The organism is Pseudomonas sp. 11/12A (genome assembly GCF_000800055.1).
Lineage (GTDB): Bacteria > Pseudomonadota > Gammaproteobacteria > Pseudomonadales > Pseudomonadaceae > Aquipseudomonas > Aquipseudomonas mohnii.
Map to the genome: position 1 here is coordinate 2089883 of NZ_JUGV01000001.1, position 25084 is coordinate 2114966.

The 25084-nt window shown below is 62.1% G+C and carries 19 protein-coding genes; 3 read left to right on the forward strand and 16 right to left on the reverse strand.

The window, feature by feature from the left end; genetic code table 11:
* Positions 1-142: 142 nt before the first annotated feature.
* From GQ39_RS09650 to GQ39_RS09720, 15 genes are all read right to left on the reverse strand, one after another.
* Positions 143-1744, reverse strand: coding sequence for an ABC transporter substrate-binding protein (locus GQ39_RS09650; protein ID WP_047529245.1), 1602 nt, complete (start codon positions 1742-1744; stop codon positions 143-145).
* A gap of 98 nt (positions 1745-1842) precedes the next feature.
* Positions 1843-3258 carry an aldehyde dehydrogenase family protein gene (locus GQ39_RS09655; protein WP_047529247.1) on the reverse strand — a complete coding sequence of 472 codons (1416 nt, stop codon included), beginning with the start codon at positions 3256-3258 and terminating at the stop codon, positions 1843-1845.
* Complete coding sequence (locus tag GQ39_RS09660; RefSeq protein WP_047529249.1) at positions 3251-4441, reverse strand: pyridoxal phosphate-dependent aminotransferase; 1191 nt, start codon at positions 4439-4441, stop codon at positions 3251-3253. The genes GQ39_RS09655 and GQ39_RS09660 overlap by 8 nt, the downstream gene beginning before the upstream one ends.
* Positions 4442-4471: 30 nt before the next feature.
* Positions 4472-6079, reverse strand: coding sequence for a 5-guanidino-2-oxopentanoate decarboxylase (locus GQ39_RS09665; RefSeq protein ID WP_047529251.1), 1608 nt, complete (start codon positions 6077-6079; stop codon positions 4472-4474).
* Positions 6080-6089: 10 nt separating this feature from the next.
* Entirely contained in the window at positions 6090-8189 is a 2100-nt protein-coding gene (locus tag GQ39_RS09670; protein ID WP_047529252.1) for an acetate--CoA ligase family protein, read from the reverse strand.
* A 17-nt stretch (positions 8190-8206) separates the two neighbouring features.
* A complete protein-coding gene (locus tag GQ39_RS09675) occupies positions 8207-9367 on the reverse strand; it encodes an acyl-CoA dehydrogenase family protein (RefSeq protein WP_047529254.1) in 1161 nt (386 codons plus the stop codon).
* Between the two features lie 51 nt (positions 9368-9418).
* Positions 9419-10210, reverse strand: coding sequence for an enoyl-CoA hydratase/isomerase family protein (locus tag GQ39_RS09680; protein ID WP_047529256.1), 792 nt, complete (start codon positions 10208-10210; stop codon positions 9419-9421).
* Positions 10211-10524: 314 nt separating this feature from the next.
* A complete protein-coding gene (locus GQ39_RS09685) occupies positions 10525-11010 on the reverse strand; it encodes a hypothetical protein (RefSeq protein WP_047529258.1) in 486 nt (161 codons plus the stop codon).
* 247 nt (positions 11011-11257) lie between these two features.
* A complete protein-coding gene (locus GQ39_RS09690) occupies positions 11258-12670 on the reverse strand; it encodes an amino acid permease (RefSeq protein ID WP_047529260.1) in 1413 nt (470 codons plus the stop codon).
* 208 nt (positions 12671-12878) lie between these two features.
* Positions 12879-15140 carry a hybrid sensor histidine kinase/response regulator gene (locus GQ39_RS09695; RefSeq protein ID WP_047529262.1) on the reverse strand — a complete coding sequence of 754 codons (2262 nt, stop codon included), beginning with the start codon at positions 15138-15140 and terminating at the stop codon, positions 12879-12881.
* Positions 15137-15910 carry a substrate-binding periplasmic protein gene (locus GQ39_RS09700; protein ID WP_047538690.1) on the reverse strand — a complete coding sequence of 258 codons (774 nt, stop codon included), beginning with the start codon at positions 15908-15910 and terminating at the stop codon, positions 15137-15139. The genes GQ39_RS09695 and GQ39_RS09700 overlap by 4 nt, the downstream gene beginning before the upstream one ends.
* 5 nt (positions 15911-15915) lie before the next feature.
* Positions 15916-16632 (reverse strand): response regulator, encoded by a 717-nt coding sequence (locus GQ39_RS09705; RefSeq protein WP_047529264.1) that lies wholly within the window; start codon positions 16630-16632, stop codon positions 15916-15918.
* Between the two features lie 107 nt (positions 16633-16739).
* Positions 16740-17387 carry a TetR family transcriptional regulator C-terminal domain-containing protein gene (locus tag GQ39_RS09710; RefSeq protein ID WP_047529266.1) on the reverse strand — a complete coding sequence of 216 codons (648 nt, stop codon included), beginning with the start codon at positions 17385-17387 and terminating at the stop codon, positions 16740-16742.
* Between the two features lie 165 nt (positions 17388-17552).
* Positions 17553-18347, reverse strand: coding sequence for a class II aldolase/adducin family protein (locus tag GQ39_RS09715; protein WP_047529268.1), 795 nt, complete (start codon positions 18345-18347; stop codon positions 17553-17555).
* 74 nt (positions 18348-18421) lie between these two features.
* The gene (locus GQ39_RS09720) at positions 18422-19471 is read right to left on the reverse strand and encodes an ABC transporter substrate-binding protein (RefSeq protein ID WP_047529270.1); all 1050 of its coding nucleotides are present in this window, start codon (positions 19469-19471) and stop codon (positions 18422-18424) included.
* Positions 19472-19784: 313 nt separating this feature from the next.
* Here GQ39_RS09720 and GQ39_RS09725 point away from each other — a divergent pair, with 313 nt between their 5' ends.
* Positions 19785-21746, forward strand: coding sequence for an oxidoreductase (locus GQ39_RS09725; RefSeq protein WP_047529272.1), 1962 nt, complete (start codon positions 19785-19787; stop codon positions 21744-21746).
* Positions 21747-21924: 178 nt separating this feature from the next.
* The gene (locus GQ39_RS09730) at positions 21925-22521 is read left to right on the forward strand and encodes a helix-turn-helix domain-containing protein (RefSeq protein WP_047529274.1); all 597 of its coding nucleotides are present in this window, start codon (positions 21925-21927) and stop codon (positions 22519-22521) included.
* On the opposite strand, the gene GQ39_RS09735 is transcribed toward GQ39_RS09730, so the two are convergent.
* Complete coding sequence (locus GQ39_RS09735; protein ID WP_047529276.1) at positions 22518-23462, reverse strand: helix-turn-helix domain-containing protein; 945 nt, start codon at positions 23460-23462, stop codon at positions 22518-22520. The two genes, GQ39_RS09730 and GQ39_RS09735, sit on opposite strands and share 4 nt — an antisense overlap.
* Before the next feature lie 161 nt (positions 23463-23623).
* Here GQ39_RS09735 and GQ39_RS09740 point away from each other — a divergent pair, with 161 nt between their 5' ends.
* The gene (locus tag GQ39_RS09740; RefSeq protein ID WP_047529278.1) at positions 23624-24982 is read left to right on the forward strand and encodes a glutamine synthetase family protein; all 1359 of its coding nucleotides are present in this window, start codon (positions 23624-23626) and stop codon (positions 24980-24982) included.
* The last annotated feature ends 102 nt before the right edge of the window (positions 24983-25084 follow it).

Here is a 25084-nt window from a genome sequence, read left to right on the forward strand (position 1 = left end):
GACCACCATTTCCAACTGTAGGAGCGAGCCTGCTCGCGATGGACGTCAACGATGACGCGGACAGTCTGAGTATCCGCGTTGCCTTGACCTTTCTCGCGAGCAGGGCTCGCTCCTACAGGGGTTCTTCATCTTTGCCGAACGCTTACGCCTGCCACCAGCGCTCGATCACCCGCAGCCCATCCAGCTCGCCGTAGGGCGCGGTCTGCCCGCCATGCGCCACCCGGTTGGAGCGCGCCGCCACGGAGCTGGCGAACAGCGGCACGATTGCCCCGCCGTCATCCCGGCACAGCGACTGCATTTCGTTGTACATCTCGCGGCGCAGCGGGTCGTTCATTTCGCCACGGGCAGCGTTGAGCAGTTGATTGAAGCGCGGGTTATCCCAGTGGGTTTCGTTCCATGCCGCACCCTTGGCGTAACCGATGCTGAACATACGGTCGGCGGTCAGGCTGCTGTACCAGAACGAGGTGGTGAACGGTTGCTTCATCCACACGTTGGAGAAGAAACCATCGGCCGGCTCGCGTACCACATCGATATCGATCCCGGCCGCACGGGCCTGTTCCTTGAACAGCACCGAGGCATCGACGGCGCCGGTGTACGCCGCGTCCGAGGCTTGCAGACGCACTTTGAGCGAGTCCATGCCGGCCTTTTTCAAGTAGAAACGCGACTTGTCCGGATCGTAGCTGCGTTGTTCCAGCGCGGTGTTGATGAAGCGGCTGCCGGGCTGGATCGGGTGATCGTTGCCCACCAGGCCATAGCCGTACAGCACCGAGGACAGCAGGGTTTCACGGTTGATCGCGTGCTTCATCGCCATGCGCACGTCATTGCTCTGGAACACCGGACTGTCGGTGAGCATCGGGAAGGTGTAGTGCTGCGCGCCCTTGGTTTCTTCGATGACCAGGTTCGGGTTGCGCTTGAGCAGGGCCACGGTTTTCAGGTCGACCTTGTTGATCACGTCCACTTGCCCGGTGACCAACGCGTTGATTCGCGCGGCGCCATCGCCGATGGCGATCAGTTCGGCGCTGGCGAAGTGCGCCCGGCCCGCTTTCCAGTAGTCCGGGCTGCGCTCCAGGGTCATGCGCACCCCCGGTTCGAAGTTCTTCAGGCGATAACCGCCGGTGCCAATACCGGCCTGCCAGTCCGGCACGCCGTCCTTGCTCGGCATGATCACCAGATGGTAATCGGCGACCACGTAGGTGAAGTCGGCGTTGCCCGAGTGCAGCTCGAACACCACGCTGTCGCTGCCGTTGGCACTGACCTTCGCCACGTCGCCCAACACGGTCTTGGCCGCCGAGCTGGATTTCTCCCCGAGGTGATGCTGGATCGAGGCGACCACATCGTCGGCGGTCAGGGGCTTGCCGTTGTGGAAGGTCACGCCCTGGCGCAGTTTGAAGGTCCAGACCCGGGCATCCGGGGTCGAGGTCCAGCTTTCAGCCAGCTCAGGGATCGCCGAGCCGTCGACGGCAATTTCGGTCAGGGTGTTATAGATCGCCGAGAAACCGACAAAGGTAAAGGTATCGACCCAGGAACCGGGGTCTTTCGAGTCGGTGGTACTGGCGCCGGCCAGTCCCAGACGCAGCACGCCACCGGGCTTCGGCGTTGCGTCTGCCGCCATGGCGCCCAATGGCAGGCCCATGGAGTACGCGCCGGCCATCGCTGCGGCGGCCGCGCTGTACTTTAAAAAGTCACGACGCGCAAAGCTGAATTCATGGTTCGCTTGAGTAATCTTGTTTTTGTTATCGCTCATTGCATTGCCCCTGATTGAAAGCTAAGGAAATACCCGTTCAAAACCACGCGAAGCACCGGGCCATGGCCCGGTGCGAACATCCTTTGAATCGTTGACCGTCACACCTGGATCGCCTTCACTTCGGCGAATTCGTTGAGCCCCTCCTCCCCCCACTCCCGTCCGTTGCCGGATTGTTTGTAGCCGCCGAAAGGCGCCTGATAGTTGAAGGCCGCGCCATTGAGGAAACATTGGCCAGCCCGCAGTTGCCGACCCAGTTGCAAGGCGCGCTCGCTGCTGCCGGCCCAGACGCCGCTGGACAGGCCGAACGGCGAGTCATTGGCGATCTGGATCGCCTGCGCTTCATCCGTATAAGGAATCAGGCACAGCACCGGGCCAAAGATTTCTTCCTGGGCAATGCGCATGCGGTTGTCGACATCGGCAAACAGCGTCGGGCGAACGTAATGGCCGCGCTCGAAGTCCGGCGCCGAATCGCCACCGCACAGCAACCGCGCGCCTTCGGACTGACCGAGGCGGATGTAATCCTCAACGGTGCGGCGCTGCCCCGCGGAACACATCGGGCCGAGAAAACTCTGCGGATCGAGCGGGTCGCCCATGCGCAGGCTCAGGGTTTCCTCCAGCGCGATCTGCAGCGCTTCGGCATAACGGCTGGCCGGCAGCAACATGCGCGTCAGCGCGGTGCAGGTCTGCCCGGAGTTGATCATCACGTCCTGTACGCCGTAACGCACCGCTGCGGCCAGATCCGCGTCCTCGGCGATCAGCAGCGGCGACTTGCCGCCCAGCTCCAGGCACACCCGCTTCACCGATGGCGCCGCCGCTTGTGCAACGCGCACGCCCGCGCCGGTGGAACCGGTGAACGACACCATGTCGACGTCCGGGTGCCTGGCCAGAGCCTCACCCACCTTAGAGCCCGGCCCGCTGACCAGGTTGAACACCCCGGCCGGCAGGCCGATATCCTCGATCATCTGCGCCAGCAGAAACGCGTGCAGCGGCGTTTCCTGGCTCGGCTTGACCACCACCGTGCAACCGGCGGCCAAGGCCGGGGCGAGCTTGCCGATCAACTGGTGCAGGGGGTAATTCCACGGATTGATGAACGCACAGACGCCAACCGCTTCGCGGATCACCAGTGAGTTGCCGACTTCGCGCACTTGATCCATCAAACCGGCGAGTCCGATGTACTGCTCCAGGCCAATGATCGGCCCGTCGACCTGCACCGAACGGCACCATTGCACCGGCATACCCAGTTCAGTGGTAATCACTGCGGCCATTTCATCGGCACGGGCGCGCAATTGCTCGGCCAGCGCCCGGATATAACCGGCGCGCACGCTGGACGGCCTCTGCGACCAGGGCCCGAAGGCCCGACGGGCAGCGGCGACGGCGTTGTCGACATCCCGCTCATCACCCAGGGGCACGCGGCCGGCGACTTCTTCGGTGGCCGGGTTGATGACCTCGGCGACGCCCTGCCCCGACGGGGTTTGCCAGCGTCCATCAATAAACAGTGCCTTGTGATCAAGCATGAACCTGAGCCTCCATCAACTCCTGGGCGCAACGGGCGATGCGCTGGCAGGCATCGCGCAACGGCGCCGCCCCCACCACCAACCCGAGGCGAATGTGTCCGGCAGCACTCGGGCCAAAGGCTTCGCCGGCCAGCACCGATACGCCGTGGCGATCGAGCAGACGGTCGGCAAATGCCTGGGCGCTGAGGCCGGTTTCGCGGATATCGACCATCACGAACATGCCGCCATCGGGCTTCAGCGCACGCACGCCGGGGCAATCGGCCAGGCTTTCGCACACCAGATCACGGCGTTGCCGATAGGCTTCGCGCATGGCCTCCAGTTCCGGCAACGGGCTTTCCAGTGCGACCACTGCGGCGTCCTGGATAAAGTCCGGCGAGCCGTAGAGCATGCACAGCGCCAGGTTTTCCAGGTGCGCGGACAAAGACAGCGGCGCCACCACCCAACCCACGCGCCAACCGGTCATGGCGTGGGATTTCGACAGGCTGTTGAGGGTCGCGGTGCGCTCGGCCATGCCCGGCAGACTCGCCGGGCTGACGTGTTCGCCCTCAAACAGCAGCTCGCTGTAGACCTCATCGGAAATCAGCCACAGATCGTGGGCGATGCACAGTTCGGCCAAGGCCTCCCAAGTGCTGCGTGGCAAGCTCGCGCCCGACGGGTTGTGCGGGCTGTTCAGCGCCAATGCGCGGGTACGTGGCGTGATGCGGGCGGCGACGTCTTCTGGCAGGACGCGAAAGCCGTTTTCCGAGCGCACCGGTACCGGCACGACCTTGGCCCCGCAAGCACCGAACACGGCTTCGTAGGTGACGTACATCGGCTCGGCGACGATCACTTCATCGCCGGGATTGAGCACGCACTGGGCCACGCTGAACAACGCGCACTGCGCCCCGGCCAGTACCGTGACCTGATCCGCCGACACCCGCTGACCGCTGCGTTGCTGCTGGCGTTTGGCGATGGCTTCACGCAGGGCACGCTTGCCGCGCACCTCCGCGTAGTGGGTGTTGCCAGACAACAGGCTGTCGATGGCGCCCTGGACGATGGGTTGCGGCGTATCGAAATCGGGGTCGCCGACCGACAGCAGCAAAATGTCCTTGCCCTGCTCCAGCATGGCCAGTGCACGGTAGTGAATGTCCCAGGCGGCGGCGCCGTCACCGGCGATGCGTTGAGTCAGATCGGAAAAGCGCATGGCCCTATTCCCTCCAGTAAAGGTTGAATATCAGCGAACGCAGGCATGCTTGAGTTCGATCAGGGTGACGCCGTTGCGATTGAAGCCGTGGCGCAAGTCGGTTTGCAGTTCCGCAAGGTTTTGCGGCTGCGTCACGGTGCAGCCGAAGGCACGGCCCAGCGCGGCGAAATCCGGGTTGCGCGGCAGCACGCCGATGGGCTCGATATCCAGCCCGATCATGTCGTCACGAATCTGCCCCAAGGCGTCGTTGTTCCACAGCAACACCACTAGCGGACTGTCCAGCTCCTCGACCGCCGTTGCCAGTTCCTGCGCGGTGTAGAGGAAACCGCCGTCGCCCACCAGCACCAGGCCCGGTCGTTGCGGTGCACCGAACTTGGCGCCGATACCGGCCGGCAAGCCGTAGCCCAGGGTGCCGTAGCCGGTCGGGTGCAACCAGCTGCGGGTGGCCTCGCTGGCGAAGGCGTAGTTGCCGGTGTAGGCCAGTTGGGTCATGTCGGTGCTGATGAAGGCGTTGGCCGGCAGTTCGGCGGCGATGCGCTGCAGGATCGCCTGATGGATCTGCTGCAACGGGCCATGACCGGCGTGGATGGCTTCACGCAGTGCTGCCACTTTGGCAATCGCGGCACCGGCGTCGCGGACATCCGGCGACAGGCGTTCGAGTACGGCGGCCATGGTTTGCTGGGCGTCACCGTGCAACGCCACGGCGCATGGATAGAAGTCGTTGAACTTGCGCGGATCGATGTCCACCCGCAGCAGCTCGGCGTTGAGTGGCAGGCGTTCGCGCCAGAAGTCGGTGTCGGCCATTTCCGTACCGACCGCCAGTATCACGTCGGCTTCGGCGATCAGGTTCCAGCCCGGCTCCACGCACAGCGACGAACCGGCATTGAGCGGTGCATCCGGTGGCAGCAAGCCTTTACCGGCGACGCTGGTGAACAGCGGCGCGGCGAGTCGGGTGCTCAGCTCGGCCAGTTCTTGTGCAGCATTCAGCGCGCCGCCGCCCGCGATGATCATTGGACGTTTGGCGCCGTGCAGCCGGGCGACCGCCTCGTCCAGTGCGGTGGCTGCGGGGGTGCCGCGACCGGGGCGCCGCACCACGTCATTGCTCCAGTCGCGAGCGACCGGTGCCGACAGCACGTCCAGCGGCACCGAGATGTGCACCGGGCGCGGACGCTCGCTGTCGAACACCGCATAGGCACGGGCGATCAATTCCGGCAGGTCTTCGGCAGTCAGGGCCACGGCCGAGAACGCGGTGATAGGCGCGGTCATGGCGCGCTGGTCCTGGCACTCGTGCAGGATGCCCCAGCCCTTGCCGAGGCTGGCCGTGTGGTTGACGCTGGAAATCACCAGCATCGGAATCGAATCGGCGTAGGCCTGACCGATGCCGGTGGCGGCGTTAGTCACGCCGGGACCGGTGATGACGAAGCACACGCCGGGTTTGCCGCTGACCCGCGCATAACCGTCGGCCATGAAGCTGGCGCCCTGTTCATGACGGGTCAGCACATGCCGAATGCCGCTGCCGGGCAAACCACGATACAGCTCAAGGGTGTGCACGCCGGGAATGCCGAACACGGTGTCGACGCCATAATTGGCCAGCAAGCGCACCAGCGCCTGGCCACCGGTTAAGGTTTTGCTTTGCATGTTCAGTTCCTCATTCATGGCCGAGGCGAATCAACGCATCGACCGCGGTCGTGCCCTGGGCACCGACCAACAATGGGTTCACATCGAGTTCGAGCAGTTGCGCGGCGTTTTCGCAGGCGTAGTCGGCCACGGCACGGATCGCCGTCACCAGCGCGTCGAGATCCGCCGCTTCGCGACCACGGAAGCCTTGCAGCAATGCCGCGCTGCGCAGGCTCAGCAAGGCCTGGCGAATGGCCCCGTCAGTGGTCGGCAGCAACAGGCTGCGACTGTCCTTGAGCAACTCCACCAGAATGCCGCCAGCGCCAATCACCAGTGCCAGGCCGAAGTCGTTTTCACGTTTGATGCCGACGATCAGTTCGGCCAGTGGCGGCTTGGCCATTGGTTCCAGCAGCAACTGATCGAACGCCACGCCGGGTGCGTACGCGGCAATACTCGCGCGCATTTTTTCCAGTGCCGCGCTCAGTGCCGAGTCGTCCTTGAGGTTCAGCGCCACGGCGCCAGCCTCGGTTTTGTGTGGCAGTTGGGCGCTGACCGCTTTGAGCACCAGCGGATAACCCAGAGCTTTGGCGTCCTGCAGTGCCCGGTCCGGGGAACTCAGCACGCCGTTGGGGGTGGGCAGGCCGAATTCGCGCAAGGCTTGCTTGGAATCCCATTCGTTGAGCAAACGACCCTCGCCTTGCAGCGCTTGCGGGCACAGCGGCACCAGCGCCGACTCACCCAGGGCCAACAAGGCCTGACGGTTACGCTGGTAATTGGCAATGCGCCCCCAGGCTGCCAGGCCGTCTTCAACGCCCTGCAATGCCGCAACGCCCTGCTCATGCAAACGCTCGCGAGCATTGGCCGGCAGCAACTCGGGGAAGGCCGAGGTGACGAAACCGGTCTTGCCGTGGCGCACCAGCGCCTTGCAGTACAGGTCCAGTAGCAGGTCGCATTCCTTGCGTTCGCCGGTGAACTCGGCCGGGTAGTCGAGCACCAGCATCGCGGCATCGGCTTCGGTGCGCAGGGCGCTGTCGAGCATGCGGTTCAGTGCCTCGCCATCGCCCCAGATCGCCGTGGTGAAATCCAGCGGGTTGACCAGGTTGGCGTAGCTGGGCAGCACTTGCGCCAGCTCGCCGGTTTGACCCGCGTCGAGCTTGGGCAGCGCCAGATCATTGCGTTCGGCGTAGTCGGCGATCAGCCCGGCGTCGCCCCCAGAACAGGCCAGCGCGATCAGGCTGTTGCCCGCTGGCAGGTTGCCGCAGGCGGCAGCTTTCAAGGTTTCGACGAAGCTTACCGGGCCACTGACGCGGATCACGCCCAGGCGTGCAAACAGCGCGTCGTACAGCGCGTCGGAGCCGGAAAGCGAACTGGTGTGACTCAGGGCCAGCTCGGCGCCGATCTGCGACACGCCCGTTTTCAAGGCGATGATCGGCACGCCCTTTTCCAGCGCCTTGTGCGCGGCGCGGGCGAACCCCGGTACGTTCTTCAAACCTTCCAGGTGCAGGCCGATGGCGGTGACCCGTGGCTCATCGAGCAGCACGTCCATCAATTCGGCCACGCCCAGTTGCGCCTGGTTGCCGACCGAAGCCATGTAGGCCACGGGCAGCGAGCGGTCGCTCATGGACAGGTTGTAGGCAAAGTTGCCGCTCTGGGTCAGCACCGCCACGCCCTTCTCCACCGCTTTGCCGCCATGGGCCACCGGCCACAGCGCACAGCTGTGCAGGTAGTCGAGCAGGCCGTAGCAGTTGGGGCCGAGCAAAGCCATGTCGCCGGCAGCTTCGAGCAGTTGCTGTTGCAGGGCCAGGCCTTCGGCGCCGGTTTCGGCAAAACCCGAGGCATAGCAAATCGCGCCTCCGGTACTGATGGCGGCCAGTTCGGCCACGCAGGTCAGGGTCAGGTCGCGGTTGGTCGCGATGAACACCGCGTCCGGGCCGCACGGCAGGTCGGCCACACTGCGCACACAAGGCACGCCTTCGAGGCTCTCGTGTTGCGGGTTGACCAGCCACATTTGCCCTGGGTAGCCGCCCTCGGCGCAACGCTTGAGGGCGCGGGCCATGCTGCGGCCGCCAACGAACGCCACGTGGCGTGGCGCGAGCATGCGTTTGAGGTTGTCACGAATAGTCTGGGACATGGAAATTCTCCGGGCGATCAGCGCAGCAGCGGCCGCAGCAGCTCGCGGGAAATGATGTGGCGCTGGATTTCCGACGTGCCTTCCCAGATCCGTTCGATCCGCGCGTTACGCCAGATGCGCTCCACCGGACCTTCGTCCATCAGGCCCATGCCGCCAAAAATCTGCACCGCCTCATCCGCTGCGCGACCCAGTACTTCGCTGGCAAACAGCTTGGCCATGCCGGCCTCGCCATCGGTCATGGTGCCCTGGTCCATCTTCCACGCGGTGTGCAGGGTCAGCAGTTCCGCCGCGCGAATTTGCGTGGCCATGTCCGCCAACTTGAACGACACGCCTTGGTAGGTTCCGATGGGCTGGCCGAATTGCTTGCGGTCCGCCGCCCATTGCAGCGAGACGTCCAGCGCCCGTTGCGCCTGGCCGACGCAGTTGGCCGCCACCATCACCCGTCCGGCGGTCAGCCAGGCGTTGGCCACGTCCCAGCCCTTGCCGACTTCACCGAGCACCTTGGAGGCCGGTACGCGGCAGTCGTCGAAAAACATTTCGAAGGTGTGGTAACCCCGGTTGCTCACGCACTTTGGACCACGGCGGATGGTCATGCCCGGGGTGTTGCGATCGACCAGAAACGAGGTCACGGCGTTGCGCTTCTTGCCGTTGTGCTCGTAGGTGTCGGTGACGGCGAAGACGATGGCGAAATCGGCGTGGCCGGCGTGGCTGATGAAGTGCTTGCTGCCATTGAGGACGAAGTCGTCACCGTCACGCACGGCGCGGGTCTTGATCGCGTTGGCATCGGAACCGGCACCCGGTTCGGTCAGGGCAAAGCAGTCGATCTTCTCGCCCTGGATGCACGGCAACAGGTAATCGTTGATCTGGTCGCCGGTGCAGGCCATGAGGATCTTCGACGGCCGTGCGACGAACACGTGCAGTGCCCAGGAGACTTTCGACAGCTCACGCTCGATCAGCGCCTGGGACAGGTAGTCCAGACCGCCACCACCGACCTCTTCAGGCATGTTGAAGGCGTAGAAGCCTGCGGCAATGGCCTTGCCGCGAATCTGCGCGGCGAGCTCCGGGGAGACTTCGTCGGCGCGATCGACTTCGGTTTCATAGGGCAGCAGTTCCTTCTCGACGAAGCTGCGTACCGAGTCCACCAACATTTCTTGTTCTTGGGTCAGTTGGAAATTCATGGGTGCTACCTGTGTTCGTTTGCAAAGTGTGGTTGGCGAGGCGGGTCGGGCTTAGCGACCGATAAAGCGTGCCGGGCGTTTTTCCATGGCGGCGCGCAGCGCTTCGCTGCCGTCTTCGCTGCGCCCGCAGAGCAGGCCGGCGGCCAGTTCCGCTTGCAGCTGCTCGGGCAGGCTGCGGTCGGCGCCTTCGCGCATGAGTTTTTTGGTCTGGGCAAAAGCCAAGGTCGGCCCGGCGGCCAGGCGTGTGGCGAGTTCGCTGGCCACGGCCTGCAATTGATCGTCGGCGCAGACTTCACCGACAAGCCCGGCGGCCAGGGCGCGATCAGCCCCCCACAGTTCGTCGAGGAACAACAGGCGCTTGGCTTGTTCGGCGCCGATCAGGCGTGGCAGGTGCCAACTGGCACCGGCGTCCGGCGAGTAGGCCATGCTGGTGTAGCCGGCCTTGAAGCGTGCCGACTGCCCGGCAATGCGCAGGTCGCAGCACAGGGTCAGGTCCATCCCGGCACCGACGGCGGTGCCATTGATGGCGGCAATCGTCGGCTTTTCCAGGCTGTGCAAGCGGGTCATCAGGGCATGGGCGGTTTCGGTCCAGCCGTAGGTTTCCAGCGCGCCACGCGCTTCGGCCTCGGCCCACTCATCGAGGTCGGCACCGGCACAGAAACTGCGACCGCTACCGGTCAATACCACCACGCGTACCGCTGGATCTGCGTTGTACGTGTCGAGCAAGGCGTGAAGGTTTTTCAGCGTCGGGATGTCCAGCGCATTGCGCTGAGCCGTGCGATTGAGGGTGATCCAGGCAACGCCTGCTTCGACCTGACTGAGCAGAGAATCGTGAGTAGTCATGCGGGTCCTCGAATTATTTTGTTTGTCTTGAGGTGTTGCGACTTGAGGCCATACTAAACGAGTGTTCAGTAAGCCGGCAATCGGTGAGGAAATGGGCTGTAACTAGCTCATAACTAACTAACACATTGTTTTTATTGGGTTATTTTCAGATGCGCGAGCACGGGTCGCTGGCGTTGTTACAACTTCGAACAACTGGTGACAGGAGGTCTGTAGCGGATTAACCGAGCGCTCTCCCCCCTGTGGGAGCTTGCTCGCTCCCACAGGGGGTCATCGCGTTTGAGGGTGATGTTGGCGGAACTGACTATGGAACTGATTTAACTAACCGATTTATCCGAAAGATCCACGGTGTACTTCACATTGTCGATGTAAATCGGTCCGACCGCTTTCGGATTCGATACAGGCGCCAGCGCAATGGTTAATTGCACCTCAGTGACCGCTGACCGCATTTCGCCCATGTATTCAAATCCTTCGCTGACTCCAGACAAAGTGAAAGGAATGGTTAATATGATTGGGAATGGTAGCGAAGGCCCGTAACCGGCGAGTGTGCAATACAACGTGGTCCCAGCGTCTTCATCAACGGGTTCTGGCATGGAAGCTTCAAGGGACAGTTTGAATGCTGGTCGTCTGATCGAGAACCTTTCAGTGACGAGTAGTACCGACTCATTTTTACCTAAAGTGATTCTGGCCCTGTAGCCATCTCCATCCCTCAAGACTTTCGCTGTACCGTCAAATTCGCTCACTGTCCAATGCTCGAAGTTTCCGGCTGTGAAGTCACCGTTCCTGATGCGGTTGCTGTCCATTGGGCGCTCCTTCCTGATTGATTTAACTTTCGTACGGCATACCGACGAATACCGCATCATTAGGCTGTGGAGATTCGATGCAATCTACTGTCAGTTCTGACAGTCGCGACCAACGGCTAATCGCTTGGAACAACTGTGGGAGCGAGCCTGCTCGCGATGACGGCAGGACATTCAACATCGCTGCTGACTGCCGCACCGCTATCGCGAGCAGGCTCGCTCCCACAGGGGATGTGCTTGAAAAAGTGAATTAAACGCTCGGCAAACTCGGTGCCAGCACCGCCTCGCGTTTGCGATGGAACAGGAAGTACGCGCCATAGCACAGGGCGATAAAGCCGAAGCCCCAGTACAGGGATGGACGCTGGGTTTCGTCCAGGGCCAGGAACACGAACAGCGAGCAGCACAGGGTGATGCACATCAGCGGCAATACCGGGAACCACGGGGCGCGGTATTTCAGGTCGCTGAGTTTGCCGCCCTCACGCAGGTAGGCCTTACGGAACTTGTATTGAGCCAATGCGATGACCATCCAGGTCACGGTGCCGGACATGCCACTCACTGCCATCAGCACCATGAACAAGGTGTCGGCCGCGATGAAGCTGGTCAGCAGCGACACCAGCGCAAAGCACAGGGTGATGCTCAAGGCGCGCAACGGCACGCCACGCTTGCTCAAAGGCGAAAGACTTTTCGGCGCCATGCCGGTTTTCGACATCGCCCAGAGGATGCGGGTCGAGGCGTAGAGGCCAGAGTTGCCCACCGACAGAATCGCCGTGAGGATCACGAAGTTCATCAGGTCAGCGGCATAGGGGATGCCGACCATGTCGAACACCTGCACAAACGGACTTTCCATCAGGCCCGCTTGCTGCCACGGCACGATGGCCGACAGCACGATAATCGCCAGCACATAGAAAATCAGCACGCGGAACACCACGTTGCGCACGGCGCGCGGGATGCTTTTTTCCGGCTGATCGGTTTCGCCGGCGGCCACGCCCATGATCTCGCAGCCCTGGAAGGCGTAGACCACGGTCATCATCACCGCGAACACGGCGGACAGACCGTTGGGGAACAGTGAGTCACCGATCAGGTTGTTCATCATCGGCGCAGGCGCACCGCTGCTCAGCGGCATCACGCCGAAGATCACCAGCACACCGACCACGATGAAACCGAGAATCGCCGCGACCTTGATCCCCGAGAACCAGTACTCGGCCTCACCGAAGGCGCGGGTCGCCATGGCGTTGATGCCGAACAGCACCACCACGAACAGCGCCGACCAGTACCAGATCGGCACCGCCGGGAACCAGCGCGTCATCAGCATGCCGGCAGCGGTGAACTCCAGGCCCACGGTGGTGGCCCAGCTCATCCAGTACACCCAGCCGATCATGAAACCGGTGGCCGGACCGATGAATTTGGTGGCGTGGGTCTGGAACGAGCCGGACACCGGCATCTGCACCGACAGCTCGCCCAGGCAGACCATCACCAGGTACATCAGGAAACCGGCGACCAGGTAGGCCAGAATCGCCCCCACCGGTCCGCCCTGGTTGATGGTGACGCCGGAGCCCATGAACAGGCCGGTGCCGATCACGCCCCCCAGGGACAGCATGAAAATGTGCCGGCTTTTCAGGGCACGGGTCAGTTGGATGCCTTTACGGTCGATGTGTTCACTCATGTCGGCACCTCAGCAGTCAGTGAGGTGCGCAGCGCAGGACAGGATGTCGTGGCGCGGGGAAGGATCAGCTTTACGGCAATTCATTATTATTATCTCCAATAAGCTTCGAAGACCGCGCTGCGGCGGTTGCGTCGATTATTGGAAAGCCATGTAAGGTCGCGTTGAACGTATGGATCGAAGTTGTAGAAAGTCGTAACAATAATGTACGTCAGCTCTGCAACAAGCCTTTCAGCGTCTCCAGCGCGTGTTTGCAGTACTCATGAAGGGTTGGCGCCAACTGACCGATAGCCGACTGATCATTTTTCAGGGCCGCTTGTTCCAGAGATCTCAGAACGCCAGCCAAGGCACGAAAACCCAAAGAGTCGGCGCTTCCCGCCAAACGGTGGGCCAGATGTGCGATTTCAGTGAAGTCGTCGGCGTCAATCGCTTCGCGCAGCGCCTCATGGTGTTGCAGGATCGAGTCGCGCAACACCGCCAGCAGCCCCTGCACTTTCTGCTCGCCGAGCAAGTGGCGGTGTGTTTGCAGCAGTGGCCAGTCTATGGCGCCCTCTTCCAGCAGCGGTTTGGGTGTCATCAACTGCCCGCCCATGACCTTGCGCAGCGTGTCCAGATTCAGCGGCTTGGCCAGCACGCCATCCATACCGGCGTCCAGATACCCACGAACCAGCGCCGGCTGCACACTGGCAGTCAGGGCGAAAATGCGCGCGGTACGATTCGGCCCATCGACGCTGCGGATCCGTTTGCATAATTCCACACCGGTCATGCCCGGCAGATGCACATCCAGCAGTATCAGATCGAACCTCTGCACGGCGCATTGCGCCAATGCCTGTTCAGCCTCTTCGGCCAGCCACACCTGGTGGCCGTCCCGTTGCAGCAACCCTTGGACCACTTCGCGATTGAGTGCCACGTCCTCAACCACCAGCACCTTCAATGCCGGCCCTGCCACCGTGATCGGTGGTTGCGCCGTGACGCCTGCAGCGGGTTGCAACGTCAACTCGAACCAGAAGCAACTGCCCCGCCCGACTTCACTGGTGACACCGATGCTGCCACCCATTTGCTCGACCAGGTGTTTGCAGATCGCCAGCCCCAACCCGGTGCCGCCGAAGCGCTGTGCCACTTCTTCGCTGGCCTGGGTGAAGCGCTCGAAAATCCTCGCCTGCATTGGCGGGGCGATGCCGATGCCGTTGTCGGTGACACTCACCCGCAGACGATCGCCGCCAGGCCCTCCGGGCTGCGCGAGCAACGCCACTTCGACACTGACCTCACCGCACTCGGTGAACTTGATGGCGTTGGCCAACAGGTTGCTCAAGACTTGTCGCAAGAATTGCTCGGCACCGTGATGATACTCGGCGATGCGCTGATCGACCCGACATTGCAGGATGGTGTCGTTATCCAGCGCCTTGGGCTCGAGCAGCGTCAGCACTTCATCGATCAATTGGCGAATCGAGAAATCCACCGGTTCGGGCAGGCTCGCGCCCTCCTCCAGTTTGGCGAAAAACAGCACTTCATTGAGGATGGTCAGCAATCCCTCGCCCGCCTTGTGCAAGGCATCCAGGCGTTTGCTGTCCTGCGGATCGAGGCTGGCGCCGCGCAACAGCTCGGCCATGCCGAGGATACCGTTAAGGGGCGTGCGCAACTCATGACTCATGGTCGCCAGGAACCGTGACTTTGCCAGGTTGGCCGCTTCGGCTTCGTCCTTGGCGCGCATCAGGCTGGCGGTGCGTCGCTCGACCATTTTCAGCAACTCGTCGCGGTTGTCCTGCAAGGCCAGCCGATCGCTTTCCCGGCGGTCGATATCGCTGAGGATGGCCCGGCGCATGTCGTCGAGGGCGTGGGCCACGGTGTCGATTTCGTCTTTGTGGACACTGCGCCGCTTGTGCAGGCGCAGCGGCTCATGCCATTCGCCGGCTGCAATACGCCGGGCGAAATCGGCCATGACTTGCAGGTGCCGGGTGACCAAACGGTAAAACAGCCAGGACAGCGCAATCGCAAGACCACAGAGGAACGCCCCCATCCACAACAGGCTGGTCAACCCGGTGGCATACAGGCGCTGATACACCGCCCCCAGATCGGTGCTGACTTCCAGTTCGCCTAAATGCCGCAATGGGCCGGACGGCGGTTGGTAGTCCAGGGCGAAACGTTCGACGCGCAACGGTCCGAGCGGATCCGGATTGCCATGCAGCAGGTCGAAATCCGTGCTTTTCAAATGCACCCGCGCGACATCGGAGAAGTCCACCAGGCCGCGCAACTGCACGTTCAATTGCTCCTGGTTCAAATCCCACAGGCTGCGCTCCAGGCTCGCCAGATAGCCGGCGCGGATCAGCTCCATGCGCGAGTCGATGTCGCGCATTTCCCGACGGTATTCGATGTACAGCTGCACGGTACTGGCGAGCACGGTGAAACACAGGCTGAACAACAGAATGAACAGCAGCAGACGCCGCAACAGGCCACCGGGACCCGGGCGCATCATTGTTCGTTCACCGGCAGGTTGATCATGTCGCGGTAGGTGACTTCGCTTTCATTGAGCAAGCGCTCGATGTCACCGGCATCGACCATGCGCTGCAGTTGCGCATTGATCTGCGGCATCTGACTGGCCAGCGGCGAGCGACGGGAAACCGCGACCCGCAGGTAGTCGACGCTCAAAGCCTTGGGCAATGCGACGATGTCCTGGGCGCCCGCCAGGCTTTCGATATAAAGCTGGCCGGTACGGCGTTCCTGGGTGATGAAATCGATGCGCCCGCGAATCAGCTTGCCGAAGTTCTGGCGGCTGTCGGACACCCATTCAATGTTGTTGTTTTGCGCGACCATGCGATCGAATTCCACGCCGTAACTTTCACCGAACAGCAAGCCGCCACGGTAATGGGCCAGGTCTTCCAGGCGTTCGAATTGCACCGGGTGTTGGCGATTGATGAACAACGCGACCTCTTCTCGCAGCACCGGCACCGAGGAAAACAGCATGCTTTGTTCCCGTTGCGCGGTGCTGTAGGCCAGCACCACGTCGACCCGGCCTTCGGCGGCATCGAGCAGGCAGCGTTTCCAGTTGCCCAGCACCACGGTTTCGACGTCGTAGCCCAACTCACCGAACAGCTTTTTCACCACACTCGGCGCCAGGCCACGGACCTGCTTGCCGTCGCTCCAGGAAATCGGCGGGTACACCGGATAATCGCAGTAGCGGACTTTTTCCCCGGCCAGGGCATTGGCCGCCATCAGCGCCAACAGCAACCAGAGCGGTCGCCTCACGGCCGTCACGCCGCCAGGCTGGCAGTGAACAGGTAACCGGCGCCGTGGATGGTGATGATCAACTGCGGCTCGGCCGGGTCGTCGTGCAGTTTGCGGCGCAATCGGCCGACCAGCACATCGATGGAGCGGTCGTTGGGCACCCATTCGCGGTTGCGGATCTGGTCCATCAATTGGTCGCGGCTCAGGGTGTGGCCGCTGTTGCGCAGGAACACGCTGAGCAGTTGGTACTCGCCGTGGGTCAGCAGGGTTTCGCTACCGGAGGGATCGATCAGGCGCCGGCGGTCGGTGTCCAGCGACCAGTCGGCAAACTGTTTGACCGGTTTGGCGACCGCCGCCACAGGCTGAGGCGTTTGCGCATGACGAACCCGGCGGATCAGGTTTTTCGCCCGGGACACCAGTTCCCGTGGGTTGAGAGGTTTGATCACGTAGTCATCGGCACCGCATTCCAGGCCGACGATGCGGTCGATTTCGTCATTGCGCCCGGTGATCAGGATGATCCCGACCTCCGAACGCACCCGCAGCTCACGGGTCAGGGTCAGGCCGTCCTTGCCGGGCAAGCGGATATCGAGCATGACCAGGTCCACGGCCTGGCTGGCCAGAAAGGTTTCAGCCAGTTCCGCCGTGGCGGCGCAATGAACCTCGTAACCCTCCTGGGACAGGTAGGCGTGCAACAGTTCGCGAATCAGCGGATCGTCATCGACGATCAGTACCCGTGGCGTCATGACTGGGTGTCCTGCCTGTGCCCGAAGGCGTATTTCTTATTAGAGTGTTTTTCTGCATCAGCGCCAGAGAGTAGCCATTGCTGAACAATCGATCAACAGCTGATCGTCTACACGCAACTTGTCTTGATACAGAACCGTTGGCGACCGCCGGCCTGCAAACCATCGACCCAGGCCTCGCAAATCTGGATGCCCTGCTCCGGGGTAAAAGTGCCGGGGTTGAGTCCGGACTCCAGCCACAGCCCGTCGAGCAAGGCGCTGAGGCTGATCGCGGCGAGATCGCCATCGAAGTTTTCCCAACCCTCCTCCTGTGCCAGCTCCATCAGTACCTTGCGCAGGATGGCGCGATACTCGCCGTAGGAATGGTCGTGGGCCTGGTTGATCGCCTCGGCGGTTTTCACCGCACCCCAGAATGCCAGCCAGGCATCAATGAGTTGCGGGTCAAGCAATTCGGCGGAAAACGAGCCGCGAAAAAACGCCGACAAGCGTTCGCGGGCGTTCGGAGCAGCCTGTTCCATGGCATCGCGCAGCAGGGTCATGACGCGCCCTGTGATCGCCATGTAGGCCTCGGCCACCAGTTCGTCCTTGCCGGAGTAATGATGGCTGATCAGCCCCACCGAGACGCCGGCCTCGGCGGAAATCTTGCGGATCGAGGCCCCCTGGAAACCGTGGCGCTTGAGGCACACCAGCGTCGCCTCGATCAGATTGGCCTTGCGTAACTCCGGTTCCATGCGGGAAAAACGGGCTTCCTGATTCATGGGTGACATGCTCCTGGATTCAATCATGGGGGCTCGCACTACGCCTGCAAGCTGAACGACTGTACAGCACGAGCCGGTCATGTCTCCAGTCTGGTGTGCGTCTGTGACCCTGAGGGAGCGTGGTTTGCCGGTGATGGCGTCATCCCCATCAACAGAACGTCTGGATCAATCCCGATACCCCGGTGCCACTCGCTCCAGCAAGCGCAACAACGCCGCCCAGGCCAATTGCATGGCATCCGGGTCGCTCAATTCACCTTCATCCAGCGGTCGGCCAGGGTCGTTGAACTGGCGCTCGGTGTGCTCACAGACTTCAGCCGGTGGCAGCACCAACTCACCCGCCGCCTGCGCGGCCAGTTGGATTTCGCAGGCTTTTTCCAGGTAGTACATGCGCAAAAACGCTTGCCCCACGGTTTCGCCGACGGTCAACAAGCCATGGTTGCGCAGCATCAGCACCGGCTTGTCGCCCAGGTCCTGCACCAGCCGTTGCTGCTCGCTCATGTCCAGTGCCACGCCTTCGTAGTCGTGGTAAGCGACCCGACCGTAGAACTCCATGGATATCTGATTCACCGGCAACAAGCCGCACTTCAACGCGGCCACCGCGCAGCCGGACTTGGTGTGGGTATGCAGCACGCATTGGGCATCTTCACGGGCGCCATGAATCGCGCTGTGAATCACGAAACCGGCCGGGTTCACCGAGAATGGCGACGGCTCGACGGCATGGCCATCGAGGTCGACTTTCACCAGATTCGATGCGGTGATCTCATCGAACATCAACCCATAGGGATTGATCAGAAAATGATGTTCCGGGCCGGGAATACGCACCGAAATGTGGGTGAAAATCAGATCGGTCATGCGGTAATGCGCAATCAGGCGATAACAGGCGGCCAACTCTTCACGCAGGCGCTGTTCGGTAGTGCTGCGCGCAGGCGCGGCAGTCAGGTGAGTCGCGATTTCGTTCATTGTTTTAATTCTCCAGACGGGTCGGCCGGGCAGACAGTAAGGCTGGACGTGCAAGGACGTCCAGCCACAGGCGGTTATTTACTGGCCCAGGCGTTGAAACGTTCTTCCAGCTCTTCGCCATGGTCAACCCAGAAACCGACGTCCATCGACAACGCGCCCTTGAGGTTCTGCGGCGCGGTCGGTACCCATTGCGCCAGTTTGTCGTCCAGGCGAGCGGCGGCCTCGGTATTGGTCGGGCCATAGGGAATCTGTTTCACGTAATTGACCTGGGCATCCGGCTGGTTGGCGAAGGCGATAAAGCGCTTGGCCTGATCGACGTGTTTCGAACCCTTGATGATTGCCCAGTAGTCCATGCCGTACAGACTGCCAGGCCACACCAGCCCCAAATGACTACCAGTTTGCGCGGCGGCAGCGATGCGTCCGCTGTAGGTCGAGGTCATCACCACATCGCCGGCCGTCAGCCATTGCGGCGGTTGGGCGCCGGCCTCCCACCATTGGATGTAGGGTTTGAGCTGGTTCAGTTTGGCGAATGCCCGGTCCACGCCTTGCGAGGTATTGAGCACCTTGTAGACGTCCTCGACTTTCACCCCGTCGGCCAGCAAGGCGAACTCCAGGTTGTACACCGCGCGTTTGCGCAAGCCGCGTTTGCCGGGGATTTTCTGCACGTCCCAGAAGTCCGCCCATGAGGTGGGGGCCTGGGCCAGTTTGTCGGTGTCGTAGGCAATCGCCACGCTCCACACCAGAGCGGCCGAACCGCACTCCTGCGCAGCTTCGGGGATCAATTGATCGGCATGGCCCAGGCGGGTCCAGTCGAGGCGCTCATACATGCCCTCTTCGCAGCCTCGCATCAGGTCCGGACCTTCGATCTGCACCACGTCCCAATCGACGTTGCCGGTGTCGACCATGACTTTGATTTTGGCCATCTCACCGTTGTATTCGCTCTGGATCACCTTGCTTTGATCCACCACGCTGAACGGTTGGAAGAACGCCACATCCTGGGCTTTTTGTCCGGCGCCGCCGTAACCGACCACCACCATCTCCGATGCCGCCTGAGCGCTGCCCAGGCCCATGGCCATGGACAACACCAAGGGATAAAAACCGTGCTTGAGCGTTTGCGATTTCATCAGTGGTTCCTCGTGCAGGTGCCCGCCGAACTCAAGTCGGTGCGGCCCTTTTTTATTGTTGTGAGGTTCGCCCCAAGATGCGGGTGCCATTTCAAACTACTGCAACGTCCAGTAAAAAAACAAGTTGATTTTTTACTGCGGGTAAATTTCTATAGAGAAAAATAACAACCAGAAACCAAATGCCTCTGTAGGAGCGAGCCTGCTCGCGATGGACGTTAACGCTAACGCGTGTTGTCTGGATGAACGCGTCGTCCTCAAGTCCATCGCGAGCAGGCTCGCTCCTACAGGTCAGCCTGCCCGGAGTACCCGCCCCATGCCGAGCCCGACCCCTGCCTTCGCGCACCTGTTCGAACCCTTGCAGATCCGTGGCAAGCGCCTGAAAAACCGCATCATGTCCAGCGGTCACGACACCTCGATGCCCACCGACAACCTGGTCAACGAACAGTTGATCGCCTATCACCGGGCGCGGGCCGAGGGCGGTGTCGGGCTGATTGTGTTGCAGGTCGCCGGCGTGCATGACAGCGCGCGTTATACCTCCCATGTGCTGATGGCCACCGATGACGCCTGCATCGACGGCTACCGGAAAATCGCGCAAACCTGCCATGCCCACGGCACCGTGGTGTTGTCCCAAGTGTTCCATCCGGGGCGGGAAATCATGGAGTCCAGCGATGGCTTGCTAGCCGTGGCCTACTCCGCCTCGGCGGTGCCCAACGAGCGTTTCCGGGTCATGCCGCGTGCGCTCGATCAGGGGATGATCGACGAGATCGTCGCCGGTTATGCCGCCGCAGCCCGGCGCCTGCATCAGGCCGGTATCGATGGCGTGGAAGTGGTCGCCAGCCACGGCTACCTGCCGGCGCAATTCATCAATCCACGGGTCAACCGCCGCACCGATGGCTACAACGGTGACCTGGAACAACGCCTGCGTTTCCTGCGTGAAGTGATTGCCGCCATTCGCGCCAGCACCGACGAACAGTTCATCGTCGGCCTGCGCATTTCCGCCGACGAGCGTGACCCCGAAGGGCTGACCGAAGACGAATCCCTGGCCGCCGTGCAATCGCTGCAAGCGCAGCTCGATTACGTACACATCGTCGCCGGCACCTCGGCCTCGCTCGGTGGCGCGGTGCATATCGTGCCGCCGATGGCGATTGAAGCCGCCTACCTGGCCAGGGAAGCTGGCACCTTCAAGGCGGGGTTGAACATCCCGTTGTTCGTCACCGGGCGCATTAACCAGCCCCAGGAGGCCGAACTGATCATTGCCCGTGGCCAGGCCGATGTCTGCGGCATGACCCGCGCCCTGATCTGCGACCCGCAAATGCCCAACAAGACCGACGCCGGCCGCGCTGAAGACGTACGCGCCTGCATCGCCTGCAATCAGGCGTGTATCGGCCACTTCCACAAGGGCTTGCCGATTTCCTGTATCCAGCACCCGGAAACCGGACGCGAACTGATCTTCGGCGAGCGCCGACCAGCCAGCACACGCAAACGCATCATGATTGCCGGCGGAGGCCCGGCCGGGATGAAAGCCGCGGCTGTCGCTGCCCAACGCGGGCATGAGGTGACGCTGTATGAAGCCAGCGCGCAACTGGGTGGCCAGGTGTTGCTGGCGCAATTGCTGCCACGGCGCAGCGAGTTCGGCGGCGCCAGCACCAATCTGCAACGGGAAATGGAACTGGCCGGGGTACGCGTGGTGCGCAATACCCGGGTCGATCGCGCCCTGGTCGAACGGGAAAAACCGGACATGGTGATCGTCGCCACTGGCGCCGAACCTTACTGGCCGCATTTCGAACGCGGTGGTGAGTTGCAGGTGGTGGACGCCTGGCAGGTACTGCGCGATGAGGTGCAGATCGGCCGGTCGGTGGTGGTCATCGACTGGCGCTGCGACTGGATCGGCCCCGGCATTGCCGAGCGTCTGACCCGTGCCGGGCATCAGGTGCAACTGGCGGTCAACGGCACCCATTGCGGGGAAAACCTGCCGCTGTACGTACGTGATCAAATGGCCGGCGAGCTGCACAAACTGGGGATTGCCATCACCCCTTACGCGCGTTTGTACGGCTGCGATGACAACACCGTCTACCTGCAACACACCGCCAGCGGCGAACCGATGCTGATGGAAAACATCGACACCCTGGTGCTGTGCCAGGGCCATCAGCCGGTGGACACCCTGGGGGCCGAACTGCAGGGGCTGGTTGAGTTCCGGCGCATTGGTGACTGCTTGGCGCCACGAACGGCCGAAGAAGCGATTTATGAGGGCCTGAAAGTCGCGTGGGAGCTTTGAGGCTGTTTATACTCCGGGGCTTTGACTCTAAATGACTGCTCTTTGCAGGCGCGAGCACGCTCGCGATGGACGCTGACGATGACGCGCGTTTTCTGGATAAACGCGGTGTCTTGACGTTCATCGCGAGCAGGCTCGCTCCTACAGGGGGCGGAGCGTAGCCACCGGCTCGGAATCGACCATGAGCAACAGCACCACCCCACAACCCGCCACCGGCAGCGCCGAACCGCATTTTCTCGGCACGCGGATTCGTGGCCTGCGCAAACGCCGGGGCATGACCCTGGCGGAGCTGGCGCAACAAAGCGAGCTGACCGCCGGCTACATCAGCCAGCTGGAGCGCAACCTCGCCTACCCGTCGATTCCGGCGTTGTTCAATATCGCCCGCAGCCTGGGGGTGACCATCCAGTGGTTCTTCGCCAGCGAAGCGGTCACCGCGCCCGAAGATGACGGCATTGTCGTGCGCAAGAACAGTCGCCTGAGCGTGCACTACGAGGACGGCATCATTGACCAGTTACTGACGCCACAGCCCAGTCAGCACCTGGAAATGCTGCATTCGCGCTTCCCTCCCGGCACCTACAGCCAGCAAAGCTACAGCCACGATGGCGAAGAAGCGGGTTACCTGCTCTCTGGGCGTTTCGAGTTATGGGTCGGCGAGCGCTACTTCCAGCTCAACGAAGGCGACAGTTTCAGCTTCTCCAGCCAGGAGCCGCATCGCTACGGCAACCCCGGGGACGTCGATGCGGTGGTGATCTGGGTGATTACCCCGCCGACCTTCTAACGACGCCCGCGGCCACCCGGCTGCGCGACACTCACACGCTTGAGGGTGTCGCTCGGCAACTCCTTGAACAGCGCACGATAGCTGCTGGAAAACCGCCCCAGATGCCAGAACGACCAGTGCATCGCCACTTCGGCGACGGTGGTTTGCGACGGCGTGCTGATCAACAACTCCCGGCGGGCGCTGTTGAGGCGACGCAGGCGCAGCCATTGGGTCGGCGCCATGCCGGTGAACGTCTTGAACGCGTGCTGCAACTGGCGCAGTGAAACCCCGGCAACCTGGGACAGCTCAAGCAGATTGAGGTGTTCTTCCGGGGTATCCGCCGCCCATTCCCCTACCCGCTTCATGATCGCCCGCTCCCCCGCCCGGCGCTGCAAGGCGCCCTGGTCCAGGCACACGCAAGCGTTGTCGAGGATGAACAGGCAATCGTCAAGCAACTGCTGGGTCAGTGCCTCGCGGCTCGGCGGATCGAAGGTCTGCGACAAGCGCGTCAGGGTGCCGCTGAGCCAGCGACTGAACAGCGCATTCTGCTGCGAATTGAGCGGGGCCATGAACAGCCCTTCGAGCCTGGCCACATCCAGCGCGTGACGCTGCACAAACTCCGGCCCGAACACCACGGCGATTTCCTGGTAGTTCTCGGGGGTGATCCAGATGTTGCGGCTTTCACCATTGAGCACGTACAGCGCGTTGTCGCTGCGATCGAAGCAGAACGCCAGCGAGCCTTGCGGCGCACTGAAATTCTGCTCGACCCGGGTGTTCATGTGTTCCTCGTAAATCTCCACGCCTTGCAGGTCGAGATAGCGCACCAGACCGGCGAAATGCCCCGGCGACATCTGTTGGTAATGCTGGACCCAACCGGGTGTGGCGCGGATTTGCTCGGCCACATCGGCGGTATTGAACGCTTGAACCTGTAACGGATTAAACACTGTCGTAGGGGCTGTCATGATTGACCTGGCGCACTCTTTTGGTGCGCTTTGTGCTGCTTAAAGTGGATAGATGGAACGGCGAGGCTCGCCCAAGATAGTCGTCAACGCGCTACAGGGGAAGTGTCCGAAAGATGAAATCGGCTTCTCCTGGCGTTAATAAAACCAATAACGAGGTCTTTATGAATGTCCCTTTCGATCAGCTGTTCACTTGGCTGAAAGATCACAAGATTACCGAAGTCGAGTGCGTCGTCAGCGACCTGACCGGCATTGCACGCGGCAAAATCGCACCCACCAACAAGTTCCTGCATGAGCGAGGCATGCGCCTGCCGGAAAGTGTGCTGTTGCAAACGGTAACCGGGGACTTTGTCGACGACGACATCTACTACGACCTGCTCGACCCGGCCGATATCGACATGGTCTGCAAGCCGGTGTCCGACGCGGTGTACGTCGTGCCATGGGCCATCGAACCGACCGCCATCGTGATTCACGACACCTTCGACAAGTTCGGCAACCCGATCGAACTGTCGCCACGCAACGTGCTGAAGAAAGTCCTGCAGCTCTACACCGACAAGGGCTGGAAGCCGATCGTCGCGCCGGAAATGGAGTTCTACCTGACCCAGCGCTGCGAAGACCCGGACTTGCCACTCAAGGCACCGATGGGCCGCTCGGGGCGTGCCGAAAGTGGTCGCCAGTCGTTCTCCATCGATGCCGCCAACGAATTCGACCCGTTGTTCGAAGACGTCTACGACTGGTGCGAATTGCAAGGACTGGACCTCGATACGCTGATCCACGAGGACGGCCCGGCGCAGATGGAAATCAACTTCCGTCACGGTGACGCCCTGGACCTGGCCGACCAGATCACGGTGTTCAAACGCACCCTGCGTGAAGCCGCGCTCAAGCACAACGTGGCAGCAACCTTCATGGCCAAGCCGATTGGCGATGAGCCGGGCAGCGCCATGCACATTCACCAGAGCGTGGTGGAAATTGCCACCGGCAAGCCGATCTTCGCCGATGAAAACGGCAACATGAGCGAGCTGTTCCTGCACCACATCGGTGGCTTGCAGAAATACATCCCGAAAGTGCTGCCGATGTTCGCCCCGAACGTCAACTCGTTCCGCCGCTTCCTGCCGGACACCTCGGCACCGGTGAACGTGGAATGGGGCGAAGAAAACCGCACCGTCGGCCTGCGCGTGCCGACCTCCAGCCCGGAGGCGATGCGCGTGGAAAACCGCTTGCCGGGCGCCGACGCCAACCCCTACCTGGCCATCGCCGCCAGTTTGCTGTGCGGTTTCCTCGGCATGGTCGAGGGCGTCGAACCAAGCGCCGGGGTCCAGGGCCGCGCCTATGAACGCCGCAACCTGCGCCTGCCGATCACCATCGAGGAAGCGCTGTCGCAGATGGAAGAGTGCGAAACCGTCGGCCGTTATCTGGGCAGCAAGTTCGTGCGGGGCTATGTCGCGGTCAAACGCGCCGAGCACGAGAACTTCAAGCGAGTCATCAGCTCCTGGGAACGTGAATTCCTGATGCTCAGCGTCTGAGACCTGCTTCGCCCACACAGACCTCATCGCGAGCAGGCTCGCTCCCACATTTGAAACGCATTCCCCTGTGGGAGCGAGCCTGCTCGCGATGACGGCCGCCAG